This is a genomic window from Asanoa ishikariensis, from assembly GCF_900107455.1.
Taxonomy (GTDB): Bacteria; Actinomycetota; Actinomycetes; order Mycobacteriales; family Micromonosporaceae; genus Asanoa; species Asanoa ishikariensis.
Genome location: NZ_FNQB01000004.1, coordinates 182,769 through 199,510, shown reverse-complemented (window position 1 = coordinate 199,510; position 16,742 = coordinate 182,769). Strand labels below are relative to the sequence as shown.

17 protein-coding genes are annotated in these 16,742 nt (G+C 70.4%); 9 read left to right on the top strand and 8 right to left on the bottom strand.

Annotation, left to right across the window (positions count from 1 at the left end; all coding sequences use genetic code 11):
* The first annotated feature begins 104 nt into the window (after window positions 1-104).
* Window positions 105-2,549: a M14 family zinc carboxypeptidase gene (locus BLV39_RS33745; RefSeq protein ID WP_090801246.1), complete on the top strand. Its 2,445-nt coding sequence runs from the start codon at window positions 105-107 to the stop codon at window positions 2,547-2,549.
* A gap of 44 nt (window positions 2,550-2,593) precedes the next feature.
* Here BLV39_RS33745 and BLV39_RS33740 read toward each other — a convergent pair whose 3' ends face one another.
* The 5 genes from BLV39_RS33740 to BLV39_RS33720 all read right to left on the bottom strand — a co-directional run bounded on the left by BLV39_RS33740 (window position 2,594) and on the right by BLV39_RS33720 (window position 6,038).
* Window positions 2,594-2,827 (bottom strand): hypothetical protein, encoded by a 234-nt coding sequence (locus BLV39_RS33740; protein ID WP_090801244.1) that lies wholly within the window; start codon window positions 2,825-2,827, stop codon window positions 2,594-2,596.
* Between the two features lie 153 nt (window positions 2,828-2,980).
* Window positions 2,981-3,265, bottom strand: a complete 285-nt coding sequence (locus BLV39_RS33735; protein ID WP_090801242.1) for a GlsB/YeaQ/YmgE family stress response membrane protein — start codon at window positions 3,263-3,265, stop codon at window positions 2,981-2,983.
* Window positions 3,266-3,516: 251 nt separating this feature from the next.
* A complete protein-coding gene (locus BLV39_RS33730) occupies window positions 3,517-4,368 on the bottom strand; it encodes an alpha/beta fold hydrolase (RefSeq protein ID WP_275414251.1) in 852 nt (283 codons plus the stop codon).
* A 181-nt stretch (window positions 4,369-4,549) separates the two neighbouring features.
* A complete protein-coding gene (locus BLV39_RS33725; protein WP_090801239.1) occupies window positions 4,550-5,365 on the bottom strand; it encodes an RNA polymerase sigma factor SigF in 816 nt (271 codons plus the stop codon).
* A 490-nt stretch (window positions 5,366-5,855) separates the two neighbouring features.
* A complete protein-coding gene (locus BLV39_RS33720) occupies window positions 5,856-6,038 on the bottom strand; it encodes an antitoxin (RefSeq protein ID WP_090801237.1) in 183 nt (60 codons plus the stop codon).
* A 142-nt stretch (window positions 6,039-6,180) separates the two neighbouring features.
* Between BLV39_RS33720 and BLV39_RS33715 the strand changes: the two genes are divergently transcribed.
* Window positions 6,181-7,554 (top strand): sodium:proton exchanger, encoded by a 1,374-nt coding sequence (locus BLV39_RS33715; RefSeq protein ID WP_090801235.1) that lies wholly within the window; start codon window positions 6,181-6,183, stop codon window positions 7,552-7,554.
* Here the strand turns inward: BLV39_RS33715 and BLV39_RS33710 are convergent.
* Window positions 7,551-8,018: a hypothetical protein gene (locus BLV39_RS33710; protein ID WP_204082731.1), complete on the bottom strand. Its 468-nt coding sequence runs from the start codon at window positions 8,016-8,018 to the stop codon at window positions 7,551-7,553. The two genes, BLV39_RS33715 and BLV39_RS33710, sit on opposite strands and share 4 nt — an antisense overlap.
* 208 nt (window positions 8,019-8,226) lie before the next feature.
* Here BLV39_RS33710 and BLV39_RS33705 point away from each other — a divergent pair, with 208 nt between their 5' ends.
* The 4 genes from BLV39_RS33705 to BLV39_RS33690 all read left to right on the top strand — a co-directional run bounded on the left by BLV39_RS33705 (window position 8,227) and on the right by BLV39_RS33690 (window position 13,114).
* Window positions 8,227-9,243 carry a glycosyltransferase family 4 protein gene (locus BLV39_RS33705; protein WP_090801231.1) on the top strand — a complete coding sequence of 339 codons (1,017 nt, stop codon included), beginning with the start codon at window positions 8,227-8,229 and terminating at the stop codon, window positions 9,241-9,243.
* Between the two features lie 195 nt (window positions 9,244-9,438).
* Window positions 9,439-10,578: a glycosyltransferase gene (locus BLV39_RS33700; protein ID WP_090801229.1), complete on the top strand. Its 1,140-nt coding sequence runs from the start codon at window positions 9,439-9,441 to the stop codon at window positions 10,576-10,578.
* Complete coding sequence (locus BLV39_RS33695) at window positions 10,575-11,615, top strand: glycosyltransferase (protein ID WP_090801227.1); 1,041 nt, start codon at window positions 10,575-10,577, stop codon at window positions 11,613-11,615. The genes BLV39_RS33700 and BLV39_RS33695 overlap by 4 nt, the downstream gene beginning before the upstream one ends.
* A complete protein-coding gene (locus tag BLV39_RS33690; protein WP_090802785.1) occupies window positions 11,612-13,114 on the top strand; it encodes a glycoside hydrolase family 130 protein in 1,503 nt (500 codons plus the stop codon). The genes BLV39_RS33695 and BLV39_RS33690 overlap by 4 nt, the downstream gene beginning before the upstream one ends.
* Here BLV39_RS33690 and BLV39_RS33685 read toward each other — a convergent pair.
* Window positions 13,092-13,751: a class F sortase gene (locus BLV39_RS33685; RefSeq protein WP_239083557.1), complete on the bottom strand. Its 660-nt coding sequence runs from the start codon at window positions 13,749-13,751 to the stop codon at window positions 13,092-13,094. The genes BLV39_RS33690 and BLV39_RS33685 overlap by 23 nt on opposite strands.
* Window positions 13,748-14,572 (bottom strand): DUF4397 domain-containing protein, encoded by an 825-nt coding sequence (locus BLV39_RS33680; RefSeq protein ID WP_090801223.1) that lies wholly within the window; start codon window positions 14,570-14,572, stop codon window positions 13,748-13,750. Before BLV39_RS33680 ends, BLV39_RS33685 begins: the two co-directional genes overlap by 4 nt.
* Before the next feature lie 156 nt (window positions 14,573-14,728).
* Between BLV39_RS33680 and BLV39_RS33675 the strand changes: the two genes are divergently transcribed.
* From BLV39_RS33675 to BLV39_RS33665, 3 genes are all read left to right on the top strand, one after another.
* Complete coding sequence (locus tag BLV39_RS33675) at window positions 14,729-15,307, top strand: RNA polymerase sigma factor (RefSeq protein ID WP_090801221.1); 579 nt, start codon at window positions 14,729-14,731, stop codon at window positions 15,305-15,307.
* Window positions 15,261-15,965 carry an anti-sigma factor gene (locus BLV39_RS33670; RefSeq protein WP_090801219.1) on the top strand — a complete coding sequence of 235 codons (705 nt, stop codon included), beginning with the start codon at window positions 15,261-15,263 and terminating at the stop codon, window positions 15,963-15,965. The genes BLV39_RS33675 and BLV39_RS33670 overlap by 47 nt, the downstream gene beginning before the upstream one ends.
* An 84-nt stretch (window positions 15,966-16,049) precedes the next feature.
* The gene (locus BLV39_RS33665; RefSeq protein ID WP_090801218.1) at window positions 16,050-16,682 is read left to right on the top strand and encodes a fasciclin domain-containing protein; all 633 of its coding nucleotides are present in this window, start codon (window positions 16,050-16,052) and stop codon (window positions 16,680-16,682) included.
* Window positions 16,683-16,742 lie beyond the last annotated feature (60 nt).

Sequence of the window (16,742 nt, the reverse complement as noted above, 5' to 3'; positions counted from 1 at the left end):
CTCCTCTCGATCCGTATGCCTTCACGGTTGACACGGGCGTGGGGATCGCACAAGATCTATCTGGCCGCTGAATCTCTATCTTCTCGATAGAAGAACTCTGCTTTATGCGCGGAAGACCACTCTCGACACTGGCCGTGACCGCCGCGATGCTCGCGACCGTCGGCTGGGCCGTGCCTGCCCAGGCGACGGCCTTGCCCGAGGAGCCGGGCCGGCCCGTCGAGCTGTCCGACGTCAAAAGCCTCCCCCAGAAGCACGTCCTGCCGCTCTGGCCGGACAACCCCGCTGACGCGTCGATCCCGATCGGGGTCATCCCGTACGACGAGATCGCTCCGAAGCTCAACGCCCTGCAGGCGGCCGGCGACCGGGTGTCCGCCCGGGTCGCCGGCAAGTCCTCGGGCGGCTACGACCTGTACGCCGTCACGGTGACCGCGCCCGAGAGCCGCTCAGATGCGCGCCAGCAGGAGGCCTGGAAGCGGTGGATCGAGGACGAGCCGGCCAAGGCCCGCACGGACCGCAAGCTGCTCGCCGGCTACAAGACGCCGCTGTTCGTCAACGCCAACATCCACGGCAACGAGTGGGAGGGCACCGACGCGGCGCTGCGGGTCATCGAGGAGTTCGCGACCAGCACTGACCCCGCGGTGGAGCGGTTGCTGCGGCGTAACCGGCTCGTCTTCAACATCACGTCCAACCCGGACGGTCGGGTGGCCGGCCAACGCCCCAACGCCGCCGGTTATGACCTCAACCGCGACCTGACGATCGTGTCGCAGCCCGAGACCAACCTGATCCGCGAGCTGATCGTCGACACCAAGCCGATCATCACGCTGGACCTGCACGGGTACGTCAACCCGACGCTGCTGCACCCCAGCACTCCCCCGCACAACGTCAACAACGAGTACGACCTTTACATCAAGCACGGCCTGCCGAACGCGCTGGCGATCGAGCAGGGCCTGCGCGCGCTGGGCTACCCCGAGACGCAGCGGGCCCGGATCCCGTTCCGTGACGACGAGCCCGGTGTCTGGGACGACTTCCCGCCGATCTACGTGCCCTCGTTCGCCATGCTGCAGAGCAGCATCCCGTACACCATCGAGGCTCCGCTCAACCCCCGCGGCAACCTGACCCCCGAGGAGCGCGTGCGCCGCTCCGCCATCAACACCGACGTCCACGAGGTCGCGATCAAGACCTCGCTGCAGTACATCCAGGACCACCGCGCCCAGGTGATCTTCGACCAGGCCGAGGTCTACCGGCGCGGGTGGGCCGGCGAGCCGCTGCGGGACATCCCGGACGAGTACGTGCCTGGCTGGGGACAGGAGGACAACTACCAGACGGTCTTCCCCCGGTCGTACGTGATTCCGACCGGCCCCGGCCAGCACTCCGAGACCGCCGCGGCACGCCTCGTCGACCTGCTGGTCGACAGCGGCGGCCGGGTCACGCAGGCGAAGCGGGACTTCCGGGTCGGTCGCAAGACCTATCAGGCCGGCTCGTACGTGGTCGACCTGCACCAGCCGAAGCGTGGACTCGTCAACTCCCTGCTGGAGCCCGGCATCGACCTCACCGACCGGGTCGACGACCTCTACGCCGGACCGGCCGCCTGGAGCCAGGGACTGACCTGGGGCGCCACGGTGGACACGCTCTGGTCCACGCTCCCCGATGTGCGGCTGGAGCGGGTCTACGACGGCGAGGCAGAGGGCTACCTGCCTGGCGACGGCGACTTGCGCCTCGACATCCAGGACGCGACCGACCTGCTCGCGGTCAACTCGCTGCTGGACAAGGGCGTCAAGGTCTACCGGTTGACCGACGGCTCCGTGGCGATCCCCGGCACCCGGACCAACCGCCGGCTGGCCGCGCACGAGGTCCGCGAGCACGACGTCACCTTCGAGCGGGCGCCGCGCCGCTGGAGCGGGACGCTGCTCGACGAGGTGGTGGTCGGCTACGTCGGCGCGGCGGAGGAGCGGGACACGCTGCTCGACATCGGCTTCGAGGCCCGCGCCGTCACCGCCGCCACCCTGGCGACGACCCTGACCGACGACGTCGACCTGCTGTTGGTCGGCGGCAACCTCAACGTGGCCACCCTCACGCCGGAGAACAAGGCGGCCCTGGACGCGTTCCTCGCCCGCGACGGCGGCGTCGTGGGTCTCGGCACCGCCGGCGCCGCGTTCAGCAACGCGACGGCGCTGCTGAGCGTGACCGCCACGGCCGGCGACAGCCTGGCCAGCGGCGTGGCCAACATCGTGAACAGCGGTGGTCCGGTCACCGCGGGTGCCATCCCGCACTCGTTCATCAACCAGCCGGTGTGGTTCACGGGCCTGGGGGCCAACGTCAGCGTCGAGCAGTCGTACGCGCCTGACCCGTTGCTCTCCGGTTGGTGGGCGTCGAACGCGGCGGGCACCAACGGCCAGGCCGCGGCGGCCGGGCAGGCCAGCATCGTCCGGGGCGTCAGCGCCGGCGGCAACGGCACGGTGCTGTTCGGCACGGACCCGGCGTACCGGCTGCATCCCAAGGGCTTGCAGCCTCAGCTCGGTCGCGCGGTGCTCTGGGCGGCCACGCGCTAGCTGCCATTCGGGGCCCGGGGGTTCAGCGAACCCCCGGGTCCCTTCTACGGTTTGGGTTCGGACGCGTCCACGAGATAGCCGCGGATTCGGCGCAATAGGCGACTCGCTTCGGCCGTGTGGGCGCCTTCGCCGTCACGGTGGATGACGTCGGCCAACGCGATGGCCTCCCGCCGCAATCTCGCCGGCGCGGAATGCTCGGCGGCGGCGGGTAGCTGGCGTACGGCGTCATTGAGCTCGCCGAGCGTCGCAGTGAGCGGCGGCGGAACGATGGGTTGCATCCCGGACCAACCTTCTGGTGTCGGTGTCGACCTACCCCTGTGCGCTTGAGCTTCCAGTTCAGTATGCCGGACATAACGCCCAAATGGGTCGGAACCACAAATCCCAGACACGGCGGTGCCCCGGCCGTTGGCCGGGGCACCGATGGAACAGGGTCAGCGCGTGACGCTTCGCCGCCCGCGGCCGGCGAAGCCGACGGCGAGCGCGACCCCGACAGCCGCGAGAGCGATCTGGAGGAGCAGCTCACGCCAGTCGATCCAGCCGTCTGTGTCGGAGAAACCACCGGCCCGCGCGATCGCGGAGCCGATGAGCGCAGCTACGACACCGATGACCAGCGTCAGCCACAACGGGATGTTCTGGCGACCGGGCACGACGAGACGGCCCAGCGCGCCGATGATCAGACCGACAATAAGGGCGGTGATGATTCCACCTGGGGTCATGGCCGTTCTCCTCCTCGGGGGTTGTGTCCTTCAGCGACGGCCGCTAGGTGCCCGACGGCCAGAGCGGTCAAACCGCGGCGGATCCGAACCCACGTTGCGACACCGAATCGCAACGCGTCCGGGCGCCTCCGCGCGGGCAGGTCAGGAACATGGACCGCACGGCGGCGGAGGGCGTACGCGGTGGGGATCAGGTGTCGGTGGGAGTGCGGCGAGCGCCGCTTCGCGTCCGGCTTTGCCGTCGAATCGCATGTTCACGCGGCTTTCAGGTTCGGCAGTGGGCGTTTCGGTCTCTCGCTGCCAGCCGCGTCGACGACGGCACGCCACGACGCTTCCGAGTACCGGAACGGTCGGGTGGTGCGCAGGAACGCTTGGATCGCGGGTACGAGGCGATCCGGTGCGGTCTCATGCGGATAGTGCCCGGCATCAGCGATCTCCGCGGTGTGAAAGGCGGGTTTCGCCGCCGCGATCGCCTTGTGATGCCGTGGCGGGATGGTCTTGTCGTCGCTGCCCCAGGCCACCAGGACCGGGAGGCCGGCCAGCAGATTGAGGTGCTGGATCGCGCTGACGGTCTGCCCTCGCCAGTCGATGACCGTGCGCGCGGTGCGGATGAAGGTCCGGCGCCGCCGCGCGTCGCTCAGGCCGCGCAGGCTGTCCGCGACGGATTGTGCGTCCTGTCGGGCGATCAGCGCCGGCATCGTGGGCAGCACCCGCCTGGTCAGGAAGGAAGGGATCCGCGCCAGGGCCGCGACGACGGTCTCCGCGGCCGGCAAGGTGGCCGCCCGGAGCGCGGGCGTGAGCTGTGGTCCGAGCCCTCCGCTGCTGATGAGCACGAGACGATCGGTTCGCTCGGGGAACTGATAGGCGAACTGGAGGGCGATCCCGCCCCCAAGGCTGTGGCCGACGATGGTCGCGGAGGTCACGCCGAGCGAGACGAGGAGATCGCGCAGGGCGGTGGCATGGGCGCCCAGGGAGTAGTCGCCGGCGGGAGCGGCGGAGTCTCCATGTCCCGGCAGGTCCGGCGCGATCACCGTGTGCGACCGGGCCAACGTGCCGATGAGGTGGCGCCAGGTGTGGCGGTCCCCACCGAGGCCGTGAACGAGCAGCAGGGGCTCGCCACTGCCCGCGAACGTATAGGCCAGCGTGCCGTCGGTACGTTCGGAAGCGGTATTGATCGGATTCTCCTACGACGCGGTACAGCACTCGGGTGGCGGCAGGACTCGTCCACAGCGGAGTGCCCGCCGGCAGGCCGCCGAATCCTCACGACGCTGTGTCAACGGTCTCGCTTCAGGCGTCCCTGTCGTCAAGGTTGCGGCGCAGCGTGGCCAGCGCCCGGGCGATCAGGCGGGACACGTGCATCTGGGAGATGCCGACCTGCTCGGCGATCTGGGTCTGCGTGAGGTTGCCGTAGAAGCGCAGCGTCAGAACCCGCCGTTCCCGCTGGTTGAGCCGGCGCAGCGCCGGGCCCAGCGCCAGGCGGTTCTCGACGACTTCGAAGTCTGGATCGACGCCGCCGATCAGGTCACCGAGTTCCATGACACCGTCGTAATCGCCAACCGGCGTGGACAGCGACGCGGCGCGGTACGCGCGGGCGCCCTCGAGCCCGTCGAGGACGTCGTCCTCGCTGACACCTAGGTGAGCGGCGATGTCGGTGACGGTCGGCGACCGACCCATCGTGTGCATCAGAGTGGCGTTGGCGGTGGCGATCGCCATGCGCAGCTCTTGGAGACGGCGTGGCACCCGCACCGACCAGGTGCGATCGCGGAAGTGGCGCTTGAGCTCGCCGACGATGGTCGGGATGGCGAAGCCTGGGAAATCGATGCCACGTTCGGGTTCGAACCGATCGATGGCCTTGATCAGGCCGAGCGACGCGGTCTGCAGCAGGTCGTCGGTCGGCTCGCCGCGGCCGGTGTAACGGCGGGACAGGTGTCGGGCCAGTGGGAGCCATGCTTCGATCGCGCGCTCGCGTGCCCGGGCGCGGCCGGGGTGGTCAAGGGGCATCGTGGTCAGCGCGGTGAGCAACTCGGTGGCGGTCGACGTGTAACCGGCGTCCGTTACTCGATCAGAGATCGTGCCACGCAAAACAACGGTGGTGGTCGTCATCGTTCTCCTCAACCCGGGTTGAACGTGAAGCTCATCCACCCAGGGTCTAGAGGCGAACCCGCCAGCCAGCGGTCATACTTGCTCAAAGGCAACCGTAGTCGAATGGTCAGCCGATAGCCAACTGTAAAGGTGAACTTTACCTGCTAGTTCAGCTTTCCCGACTGTCGCTTTGCGACGGAGTACGCTGAACCGCACATACGCACGATGCCCCGGACCTCGGCATTCGCGAGCACCGAATTCGAGGGCAGACATGGGGATTTTTCGCCACAACAGCGACTTTTTCTCGCAGACGCCGCGCAACGCCTCGGTCGAATCATTCGGGCCACGGCGGTTGTGGGACCTGCTAAATCTGGCCGCCGCCCTCGACGCGATGCCCGATTGGCCGATCAACCGGGCACGCGACTCTAATCCCTACAACGCTGTCGATCGAAAACAGGACACTACGCGGTGACCGCGTCGATCGCGTTCGCCTTCTCCTAACTGACGGAGGTCAGTCGACCTGGTCACCGTCACCCGTGCGGTGCTGTGCCTCGTCGACGCCTTTCTCGATCTTGTCGTGATATTCGCCGCCGGTGCGGTCGTCCACTTTGTCCCCGCCTTGCTTCAGGCCCTTGTCGACCGCGCCGTCGTGCTCGTTGTCGAAGTCCTTCGCCTTGTCCGTGAAGTCACCCATGCAGGCGAGATGCCCAACGGCGGGGCACCGAAACCGGGTGTGTGCCGCGTGGTGCGTCCACACCGGCGCCGTAGGACACAACAGGGCTCTCCTCCCCGCGAGTCGGTCGCCTGTGACCTGGGTCGGCCATAAGGTCGTGAGCATGTCCGCTGGTTCCGGGGGTCGGCCGCCCGCCGCCGGCTTGATCGCCGTGCTCCTGGCGGTCCCCGGCGTGGTGATCCGTGTCGCCGGGCTGCACCCATCCCCTCCGGTGGCGGCCGTCGTCTATGGACTCGCGATCGTGGGTGCGGCGTTCCTGCTGGCGTGGGCGGCGGAGGCCGCACAGGTCGACATCTCCGCCGGGCTGGCCGTCGCACTGCTGGCGCTGATCGCCGTGCTGCCCGAGTACGCCGTGGATTTCGTGTTCACCGCCCGCGGGGGCGAGGCGGTCGCCGCGTACGGCCCGTCGTGCCTGGCGCCCGGCGAGGAGACGTCGAACTGTTCGCTGGCCCTGGCCAACATGACCGGCGCGAACCGGATCCTGGTCGGCGTCGGTTGGGCCCTGGTGGTGGTGATCGCCTGGCGCCGCATGCGGGCGCGCGGCGAGCCACCGGCGACGGCGACCCGGGTCACCCTCGGCCGCCCGGACTCGGTCGCCATCGCGTTCCTGACCGTGGCCTCCCTGTACTGCCTGGTGCTGCCGTTCAAACGGACACTGTCGCTGGTCGACAGCGGAGTGCTGCTGGCCATCTTCGTCGTCTACAGCTGGCGGGTCTCGCGCGCTCCGGCCGGCGTGCCGGACCTGATCGGCCCGGCGGCATGGGTCGGCGCACTGTCGCGACGCCCCCGCCGCCTAACGGTCGTGGCGATGTTCCTCGGGGCGGCCGCGGTCATCCTGCTCACCGCCGAGCACTTCGCCGATTCGCTCGTGGAGACGGGTGCGCAGTTCGGGATCAGCGAGTTCCTCCTGGTGCAGTGGCTGGCGCCACTCGCATCGGAGGCGCCCGAGTTGCTGGTGGCGGGCCTTTACGCCTGGCGGCTGCACACCACGGACGCGTTGGGTGCGCTGCTCTCCTCGAAGGTCAACCAGTGGACGCTGCTGGTGGGCTCGCTGCCGATCGTGTTCGCCGTGTCCAGCGGCGGCTGGTCGGGACTGCCGATCGAGTCCACGCAACGCGAGGAGCTGTTGCTCACCGCGGCCCAGTCGCTGCTGGCGGTCTCGCTGCTGATCGGCCGCACCCTGACCCTGCGGGCCGCGCTGCTGTTGTTCGGATTGTTCGTGGGTCAGTTCGTGCTCAGCGCCGCGGTGCCCTCGTCGTGGCAGGGCCGCGAGCTGATCGGGCTGTCGGTGGTCTACCTGGTGCTCGCGGCCCTCACCGTGTTCCGCGACCGCCGGCTCGTGCTGCCGCTGCTCCGCGACGGCTTCATCACGCCGTACCGGGCGATGGGTGAGGACATGCGCTGCACGACGACCGCCGGCAAACTCCGCCTGCGAGAGACGATCATCCAGGTGCCCCCTCGCCGTCGGGACACCTAGGCCTGGGCAGCCGGGAACAGGGTCCACGCCAGAGTGGTGGTCAGGGTTGTCCACACGACGATCGCCACCGCCTGCCACAGCAGCACCCACCGACGCGGCGTGCCAGAGGCAATGAGCATGGCGGAGGTGATCTGGGTGGGCACCGCCAGAGGTCCGAGCAGGCTCGCGCCTGGCACGCCGAACCGGACCAGGTACCTGCGGAAGCGCTGACGCCCCTTCGACTCGGGCTTGTGCTGCTGGGGCGCGTCGGCTCGGCTCCCACGGCGGGCCATGGCGGCCGTGCGGGCCCGCGAGCTGAGGAGCACGACGACTAGCACGATGAGGAAGTTCCCCGCGGCTGCGGCGACCCCGGCGACGACGGGGTGGATCCCGCCGATGACCCCGATCGGCGATGCCCCTTCGCCCTCGATGAAGGGGATCGCACCGGCGAGCATGACGACGAACGGCTGGACGGCCTCGGGCACCTGGGCCACGAGATCCTGGAAGTTACGGACAAGCGTTTCGATGGCGCGAAGCTCCTTCGATGGGGGCGGAATGACCAGTCCCCCAGTAAAGAGCGTGTTCCAAGGACAGGGTCAAACGTCGAAGGAGTGCAACATGCGCACCAGGAGCACCGTCAGCGCACTGACGCCCAGGTAGGCGTAGCGTCTGGCTCATGAACCGGCACACCGAGTGAAGCTTGCCCTGTTGGGACCCGTCGCGTGGCGGACGCCACCGCTCGCCTACGGGCCCTGGGAGCTGGTGACGAGCCTGCTGGCCGAGGGACTGAGCGCACGCGGTGTCGATGTGACCCTGTTCGCGACTCTGGACTCGATCACCGCAGCCACCCTCGACGGTGTCAGCCCCCACGGCTATGCCGATGATCCGACCATGGACGGGCGCGTGTGGGAGGCGCTCCACGTGTCCCGCGCGATGGCCCGGTCCGGCGAGTTCGACCTGGTCCACAACCACATCGACTGGCTGCCGCTGGCCTTCGCCGCGCACTGCCGGGCTCCACTGGTCACCACCGTGCACGGATTCTCCGGTGCCGGCATCCTCCCCGCGTACGAGCGGGCGCGTTCGTCCTATGTGTCGATCTCCGACAGCGACCGTGTCCCCGGGCTCGACTATGTCGCGACCGTGCACCACGGTGTCGACCTCGGCGGCCTTCCGTTTCAGGCGGACGCGGGCGACGGCCTGGTGGCCTTCGGGCGGATTCACCCCGACAAGGGCATTCATACCGCTATCGAGATTGCCCGCCTCGCCGACCGGCCGCTGACCATCTGCGGCATCGTCCAGGACGAGCGTTACTTCGCCGAGCAGGTGCTGCCACACATCGACGGGGAGCGGGTCGTGTTCCTCGGCGCGGTCGGCCCGCGACAACGCGGTGAGATCCTGGGCGCGAGCGCCGCCCTGCTCCACCCGATCGCGTTCGACGAGCCGTTCGGCCTCTCGGTGGTGGAGTCGATGGCCTGCGGCACGCCGGTCGTCGCGTACGCACGTGGGTCGATGCCGGAGGTCGTCGACGAGGGGGTGACGGGGATGCTGGTCCACGACGTGGCGCAGGCGGTCGCCGCCGTCGCCCGGATCAAGGAGATCGACCGGGCCGCCTGTCGGGACCGCGCCGCCGGGCGTTTCGGCGTGGATCGGATGGTCACCGACTACCTGGCGGTCTACGACGACGTTCTGACCGGTCGCCGGCGACCCTGATACTGTTCAAACGGCCGACGGTCCGCACCGGACCCGGCCCCTCTTGACAGGTTCGCGCCGGCCGAGTCCCGCAACTGCGGCGGCCTGCCCCGAACTCGTTCCGTCGGCCACACACGCTGGCCGGCGCGCGCCGCAACCGCGTGAGGCTCGCCGCGTTCCTGCGGCCGTGGCCGATAATCGGAAGGCACGGCGCCCATGCCCGCCAGCTACGGTTTCCTGAGCACCCACCCGCCGACCCAGTGCGGACTGGCCACTTTCAACTCCGCCCTCGCCGCCCACCTGACCGCCGACGGCACGCGCGGCGGCGTCGTGCGGGTCACCGACGGCAGCGACGACCAGCGCGCCAGAGCCGACGTCGTGCACACCTGGTCGGCCCGCACCGCGGTGGGCTGGCAGCCAGCGGCCGCCGCCTTGAACGCCTTCGACGTGGCGGTCGTCCAGCACGAGTACGGCATCTACCCCGGTGCCGACGGCCAGGACGTGCTGCCGCTGCTGCGGCGGCTCACCACACCGAGCATCGTGGTCCTGCACACCGTGCTCAGCCAGCCCTCCCCCAGGCAGAAGTTCGTGCTGGAGCAGATCGTCGCGGCCGCCGGCGCGGTCGTCACGATGACCGACACCGCCCGCGAACGGCTGATCGTCGGCTACGTCGTGGACCCGGCGAAGATCACCGTCATCCCGCACGGCGCCGCCGATGGGTTCGACGCGCCGGTGGAGCGTCGTGCCCGCCCGCACCTGCTCACCTGGGGCCTGCTCGGTCCCGGCAAGGGCATCGAGTGGGCGTTGCGGGCCCTCGCGCGCCTCCAGGATCTCGATCCCGCGCCGACCTACACGGTCGCTGGCCGGACCCACCCGAAGGTTCTCGAGCTGCACGGTGACGCCTATCGGTCGAGCCTGCACCAGCTCGGCGCGCGCCTCGGTGTCGCACATGCCGTCGACTACCAGCCGGCCTATCTCGACGACGCGGCCCTCGGCGCGCTGATCCGCTCGGCCGATGTCGTCGTGCTCCCGTACGACTCCCGTGAGCAGGTCACCTCCGGCGTCCTCATCGAGGCGGTCGCCGCCGGGGTGCCCGTGGTGGCCACGCCGTTCCCACACGCCGTCGAGCTGCTCACCGACGGCCCCGGCCTGCTCGTGCCCCACCGGGATCCGACAGCTCTGGCCAAGGCGATCCGGCGGATCGTGACCGAGCCGGGCCTGGCCGCCGGGCTCGCCGGCCGCACCCAGCCGATCGCGGCTGACCTGCGCTGGCCGGCGGTCGCCGCCCGCTACCGCGCCCTGGCCGAACAGCTCATCGCCGCGCGCACACCCGAGGTCAGTCCGGCGTCGGCGTGACCACCGCCGCCGATCCGCGCATCGCCTACCGGGTCGTCGCCCCGGCGCCGAGCTTCACCCACCTGACCCGCCTGACCGACGACACCGGACTGTTCGAGCACGCCCGGCACGCCACGGTCCGCCGCGAACACGGCTACTGCACCGACGACGTCGCCCGAGGTCTGGTCGTCACCAGCCGCGAGCCCGAACCGTCGCCGGTGGTGCTTGAGCTCGCCGAGTGCTACCTGGGCTTCCTCACCCACGCGCAGGACGCCCGAGGCGCCTTCCACAACCGGCTCGGCCACGACCGGCGCTGGAACGACGAGCCCGCGCTGGGCGACTGGTGGGGCCGCGCGTTGTGGGGACTGGGCACCGCCGTCGCCCGTAGCCCCGCACCCTGGATCCGGGACGAGGCGCTGGTCGCCTTCGCCCTCGGCGCGTTGCGGCGCTCACCCCACCCGCGCGCCATGGCCTTCGCCGGGCTCGGCGCCGCCGAGGTGCTGCGCCGGCACCCCCAACACGTCGGGGCGGCGTCGCTGCTCGCCGATGCCGCGGTCGCGGTCGGTAAGCCCGATCCGGACCGACGCTGGCCGTGGCCGCAGGATCGGCTGACCTACGCGAACGCGGCCCTGGCCGAGGTCGTCATCGCCGCCGGCCACGCCCACGCCGACAGCGCCCTGCTGACCAAAGGCCTGGGCATGCTGGCGTGGCTGCGTGACGTCCAGTCGCGCGACGGGCGGCTCTCGGTCGTACCCGCCTCAGGTTGGCGCCGCGGTGGGGTGCGGTTCCATCATGACCAGCAGCCCATCGAGGTCGCCGCACTCGCCGACGCCTGCGCCACCGCCGCCGCGATCACCGGCGACCCGGTCTGGGACGCCGCGGTGCGCCACTGCGTGGGCTGGTTCCTCGGCGACAACGACGCGGACGCCCCGATGTGGGATCCGAACACCGGCGGCGGCTACGACGGGCTGACCCGGCACGGACCCAACCTCAACCAGGGCGCCGAGTCGACCCTCGCGCTGATCTCCACCATGCAGCACGCCCGGCGGTGGTCGTGATCCGGGCCGTGGCCGTCCGGCACGAAACGATCCTCATCCCCGACCCGAGCCGCGTCATCGTGAAGCTCTTCGTGCCGGGCGAGGACGCCGCGCTCGTCCGGACCCGCGCGCAGGCTCTCATCGACCGCATCGCGCACCTCGACGCCGACGAGACCGATCGACTGCTGCGCGAGATCCTCCAGCGGTTCGGCGATCGGCACCGCGACCTGGAGACCACGTTCGAGCACCACTACGCGCTGGTCCGACACCGGGTCACCCGGGCTCGTGACCTCTCGCCGACCGCCCGGCGGCTCGTGGGTGCCTACTTCAGCCACGAGTACGCGGTGGAGGCGGCGGCGTTGTGCAACCCGTCGATGGTCCCCCACCCCGACCAGGACGGTCTGGAGCCCGGGCAGCTTCGCGTCGCTGTCAGCCTTCGCCAGATCGGTGAAGGACACCTGTCCTCGATCGGGTTCGCCACCGCCGTGCTGGGACCAGGGCGCGGGCTCTCGATCGGCGACCGCCGCGGCCCGCTGGTAGTCGGGCAACGGGTGGGCATCGCGCACCGCCGCGACCTGCTCGCCTCAGGCCTGTCCGAACAGGACTGTGACAACGAGGTGTCGGCGACCGTGCTCGACGCGCTTCCGGCACGCTACGACGAGGCGACCTTCGAGCGGGTGCTCGGCGACCTCCCGGCGGAGCTGCTCTCCCGCAGCACCGGGCGAACCACGCTCGAACAGCTACGCCGCATCAACGCCGAAAGCTACGCCGCGACCTTCCCCGCCGATGCCGACCTGCGTCAACGCGTGCTGTGGCCGGCCACTCCGGCGGAGAGCAACGGGATGGAGGACGCGCGTTTCGTCAGGTACGTCGACGAGTCCGGGCCGGTGTACCGCGCGACCTACACCGCCTACGACGGGCGCAGGATCGCCGCCCGCGTGTTGACCAGCGACGATCTGCGCCGCTTCGAGATCCATCCCATGCGTGGACCGGGCGCCCGCAACAAGGGACTCGCGCTGTTCCCCCGTACCGTCGGAGGTCGGGAGCTGGCGCTGTGCCGCTCCGACGGGGAGACCATCGGACTGACCTGCCTCGACGCCGGCGGGCAGTGGCAGCCACCGGTCCCGCTGCACGCACCGCGGGAAAGCTGGGAGCTGATCCAGGTCGGCAACTGCGGCTCGCCGATCGAGACCGCCGCGGGCTGGCTGGTGCTCACGCACGGCGTCGGCCCGATGCGCCGGTACGCCATCGGCGCACTCCTGCTCGACCTGGACCGGCCGGAGCGGGTCATCGGCGAGCTGCCGGGCGCGCTGCTCGCACCCGACGAGACCGAGCGTGACGGCTACGTTCCCAACGTCGTCTACTCCTGCGGAGGGTTGGTCCACAGTGGTGAGCTGTGGCTGCCGTTCGGAGCCAGCGACGCCCGCGTCGGCTTCGCCACGGTGCCGCTCGACGCGCTGCTGGCCGCCATGGAACCGCCCACGTCGAACCCGGCGCTCAGGTCCGTGGCACGGCGGTGACGACGACGTTGTCGCGGTAGTGGCGGGTGCGTGTGTCGAACGGGCCGCCGCAGGTGATGAGGGTGAGCCGCACGGGGCCTTCTCGCGCGAAGTACTTCCGCAGCGGGATCGCCGTCTTGCGATAGCGCTCGCGGGCCGTCACCCGGAACGCCCGGCTCTGCCCGTCCGGTCCGGCCAGGGTGATCTCGTCGCCGGCCTCGAGGGAGCCCAGACGAAAGAACGCGCCCTGACCGTCCGCCGCGCTGTCGACGTGCCCGGCGACGACGATCGAGCCGGCCGTCGCCGAGAAGCCCGGCCCGAACCGGTACCAGCCGACCTGGTCGACGCTCGGCGGCACCGCGAAGTCACCGGTTTCCGGGTCGACGCCGACGGCGTTGACGGTCGCCTTCAGCTTCAACGCGGGGACGGTCAGCGCAGTGGGTCCGTCGGCGTCGGCGGGCGCGGGGGCCGTTCCGTCCTGGATGGGTACGGACGGCGGAGCCGAGGTCGGTGCGGTCACGGTGGGGCGGCCGAAGTCGCCGGCTGGTTCGGCCTGGCAGGCCGCCACGCCGGCGGATCCAGTGAGGACCGTGCCGACCGCCAGCAGGAGCAGGGCGCGCCCCGGCACAGGTCGGGGCGCGCCGTCGGGTCCGCTCACCGGCGGCCGGTCGCCAGCCGCGCGAGTCCGAGCAGGGCCAGCACGATGCCGACACCACCGACGCCGTACCAGGGCAACGGCACGCCTCGATCGGCGCCGCCGCCGTCGCCGCTGGGCACGCCGCCCGGCGCCGAGTGCAGCCCGGTGATGCTCTGCGAGACCAGGCCGAGCGTCTTGTCCTCGGCCGAGCCCACCGCGTACACGATGGTCGCCGTGCCCTCCTTGAGGTCGAGGTCCGCCGGGCCGATGGCCCGGGTCGACGTGCCGGCCAGCACCACGTCCGCGGACACCGTGCCCGCGTCGAGGTCCGCCTTGGCCTCCTTCGGGTTCGTCAGATCCTTGAAGACGGGCTCGCCGCCCGCGCGGACGTCGACGGCCGGCGCGGCGGCGGTGTGCCGCACGATGAGCCGGGCCTTGCCCGCGGCCAGCTTGGCGGTGTCGTTGACGAACGGGGTCAACACGGGCTCGCCGTCCGCGCTGAGGTGCGCCACTAGGCTGATGTTCGCGTCGCCGGGCACGTCGGCGTTGTCGACGGTCAGCAGCGCGTCAGCGATCGCGTCGCCGGGTTTGGTGAGCGCGATGTCGTACTGCCCGGCCGGCAGACTCAGCGGCCCCGCGACCTTGCCCGGCTGGAAGTCCGGGAGGGCCTTTTCGCCGTTGACGTAGACGTCCACCGGCTGCCCGGGGATGCCGTGTACAACGAACACTTGCGAGTTCGCCCTGGCGAACGCCGGGCCGGAGAGGAACGCGCCGGCGGCGCCGAACGCGATCAGAGCGACCGCGCCGACCGTGGCCGCACGGCGAAGGTGCAGGATACGCATGGATACACCTCGAACAGATAGTCGCGAATTCCGTACGCCCTGGTCTTCGTCGCAGCCCTCACCCGTGGATGCGGTCCGCACGGTTAAAAAGTCGCCGCATCCATTTCGGGCCCGCGGAGCGAATGACAAAGAGAACCGCTGCCCGGAAGGAGGTTGATGATTTCCCACGACGAGCTTGCCGAGCGCCTGCGCGACGGTGACGAGAAGGCCCTGCGCACGGCGTACGAGCGGCACGGCGCCGCCGTGCTCTACTTGGCCCAACGCCTGCTGAGCAACCGCGCCGACGCCGAGGACGTCACGCAACTGACGTTCGTAGCCGCGTGGGCGGGGCGGGAGACGTTCGACCCGCAGCGCGGCACGCTGCTGGGCTGGCTGCTCGGGATAGCGCGGCGCAAGGCCATCGACCGGATCCGGTCGACCGTCCGCGACGACCGGGTCACGCAGACGGTCCGTGCCCAGCTCTCCGCGCCGGATCAGGCGGAGCTTCCGGAGCGGGTCGTCGACCGGCTCGTGGTGGCCGACGAGCTGGGCCGGCTGCCCGCCGAGCAGCGGCGCACGCTGGAGCTGGCCTTCTTCGACGACCTGACCCATCCACAGATCGCGGCCGTCACCGGGCTCCCGCTCGGTACGGTCAAGAGCCACATTCGCCGTGGACTGGCGAACCTACGACGGCGTTGGGAGGTGGACGGTGCAACATCTGGATCCCGATCGGCTGGTTCTTCTCGCGCTCTCTGAGGAGACCGAGGGCCCTTTCGACTTCGACCACCTGGCCGAGTGCGCGGTCTGCCGGCACGAGCTCGACGCGTTGCGTACCGTCGCCGACCTGGGCGCGGAAAGCCAGGACCTGCGTGACCTGCCACCGCCGCCCGAGCGGATCTGGCAGTCCATCGAGGCCGGCATCGCCGGGCCGGCGGTCACTGACCTCGCTGAGCGACCCCGACGGTCACCCCGGTCACGGCCACGCTGGCTCATGCCGGTGCTCGCCGCGGCGGCGGCCGCCGTGCTCGCGGTCGCCGGAACGGTCGTGGTCGACCGGTTGGCGCACCGCGCTCCGGCGGAGCGGGTGACGGCCCGGGCGACCCTCTCTCCGCTGCCGTCCGTGCCCGCGGCAGCCGGCGGGACCGTGCGGGTGCTGGCCGAAGGCGAGATGCGCGTCGACGTGCGGAACCTGCCGCTGACCACCGGCTTCCACGAGGTGTGGCTGATCGACCCTGACGACCTCACGAGGATGGTCGCGATCGGCAACCTGTCCGACAAGCCGGACGTGGTGCTCACGGTGCCGCCCGGCATCGACATGAACCGGTACCGCCTGGTCGACATCAGCGACGAGCCGCACGACGGAGACGCCGCACACTCCGGCCGCAGCCTGCTGCGCGGAACGCTGACCTATTAGGTGCATCCAGCGCGGGCAACGCGGCCGAAGTACGGGGTGGTGGCAACAAAGCCACCGCCCCGTACTTCGAAAGGACTCACGACGATGAGGTTGCTCCGAACCGTCGCCGTCGCTGCGGCGGCGATCGTCACGTCCGCTCTCGCCGCCGCACCCGCCGACGCACACGGGAAGCTGGGAACCCGGTCGCTCGCCACGGTGTTGACCGCGGACACCAGCGGGTTCGACCGCAACGGCGGCGACTACGACATCCTGACGGCCGCGGTGCTGGCGGTCCTGGAAGCCAAGCCGTCCAGCGCGGTCGGCGTGCTCACCGACGGCAGGACGGCGCTGACCGCGTTCATCCCGAACGACCGGGCCTTCCAGACGCTGGTCGCCGACCTGCGACACACCAAGCGGCTGCCGAGCGAGCGGGCGTCGTTCACCGCGGTGGCCGGGCTCGGCATCGACACCGTGGAGTCGGTTCTGCTCTACCACGTGGTGCCGGGCTCCACGATCACGCGCAAGGCGGCGCTGAAGGCCGACGGCGCCGCGCTGCCGACCGCGGCGGGGTCCACCGTCAAGGTCGACGTGTACGGCTACTGGTGGAAGCGGGTCAGGCTCGTCGACGCCGATCGCACCGACCGCGACCCGCGCGTCATCAGGTTCGACGTGAACAAGGGCAACCGGCAGATCGCACACGGCATCGACCGCGTTCTCCGGCCGATCGACCTGCCCTGAGCCTAAAGCTCACATGTTTGGCGCCTTGATGGCCGTAAATCATCGAGGTCTGGTCCTGTG

Excerpts from the sequence above, each read along its gene's own strand:
- BLV39_RS33745 (WP_090801246.1), top strand. The coding sequence starts at position 105 with ATGCGCGGAAGACCACTCTCGACACTGGCCGTGACCGCCGCGATGCTC.
- BLV39_RS33740 (WP_090801244.1), bottom strand. The coding sequence starts at position 2,827 with ATGCAACCCATCGTTCCGCCGCCGCTCACTGCGACGCTCGGCGAGCTC.
- BLV39_RS33735 (WP_090801242.1), bottom strand. The coding sequence starts at position 3,265 with ATGACCCCAGGTGGAATCATCACCGCCCTTATTGTCGGTCTGATCATC.
- BLV39_RS33725 (WP_090801239.1), bottom strand. The coding sequence starts at position 5,365 with ATGACGACCACCACCGTTGTTTTGCGTGGCACGATCTCTGATCGAGTA.
- BLV39_RS33720 (WP_090801237.1), bottom strand. The coding sequence starts at position 6,038 with ATGGGTGACTTCACGGACAAGGCGAAGGACTTCGACAACGAGCACGAC.
- BLV39_RS33715 (WP_090801235.1), top strand. The coding sequence starts at position 6,181 with ATGTCCGCTGGTTCCGGGGGTCGGCCGCCCGCCGCCGGCTTGATCGCC.
- BLV39_RS33700 (WP_090801229.1), top strand. The coding sequence starts at position 9,439 with ATGCCCGCCAGCTACGGTTTCCTGAGCACCCACCCGCCGACCCAGTGC.
- BLV39_RS33680 (WP_090801223.1), bottom strand. The coding sequence starts at position 14,572 with ATGCGTATCCTGCACCTTCGCCGTGCGGCCACGGTCGGCGCGGTCGCT.
- BLV39_RS33675 (WP_090801221.1), top strand. The coding sequence starts at position 14,729 with ATGATTTCCCACGACGAGCTTGCCGAGCGCCTGCGCGACGGTGACGAG.
- BLV39_RS33665 (WP_090801218.1), top strand. The coding sequence starts at position 16,050 with ATGAGGTTGCTCCGAACCGTCGCCGTCGCTGCGGCGGCGATCGTCACG.